This window comes from Streptococcus pseudopneumoniae (assembly GCF_001072665.1).
In the GTDB taxonomy this organism is placed as follows: Bacteria; Bacillota; Bacilli; order Lactobacillales; family Streptococcaceae; genus Streptococcus; species Streptococcus pseudopneumoniae_S.
The window spans coordinates 1-520 of record NZ_JVJI01000002.1 but is presented as its reverse complement, the minus strand read 5'-3'; the positions used below and the strand labels follow the sequence as shown (position 1 = coordinate 520).

The following is a 520-nucleotide window of genomic DNA, read 5'->3' as shown; positions in this document are numbered from 1 at the left end:
GTCAACAAGTGCAGTAGCTTCAGCTTCAGCGTCAACAAGTGCAGTAGCAAGCGCCTCAGCATCTACTAGTGCAGTAGCTTCAGCTTCAGCATCAACGAGCGCGGTAGCAAGTGCATCGGCTTCAACTAGCGCGGTAGCAAGTGCTTCAGCGTCAACGAGTGCGGTAGCCTCAGCTTCAGCGTCAACGAGTGCGGTAGCCTCAGCTTCAGCCTCAACCAGCGCGGTAGCTTCAGCTTCAGCGTCAACCAGTGCAGTGGCTTCAGCTTCAGCATCTACTAGTGCAGTGGCATCAGCTTCAGCGTCAACAAGTGCAGTGGCTTCAGCTTCAGCGTCAACAAGCGCGGTAGCAAGCGCCTCAGCATCGACAAGTGCAGTAGCTTCAGCTTCAGCGTCAACGAGTGCGGTAGCAAGTGCCTCAGCGTCAACAAGCGCGGTAGCAAGTGCTTCAGCATCGACAAGTGCAGTAGCAAGCGCCTCAGCATCAACTAGTGCAGTGGCATCAGCTTCAGCGTCAACAAGC

1 pseudogene is annotated in these 520 nt (G+C 55.4%); it reads right to left on the bottom strand.

The window, feature by feature from the left end:
• Nucleotides 1-520: pseudogene (locus tag ADH52_RS11375) on the bottom strand (hypothetical protein); the annotation flags it as partial.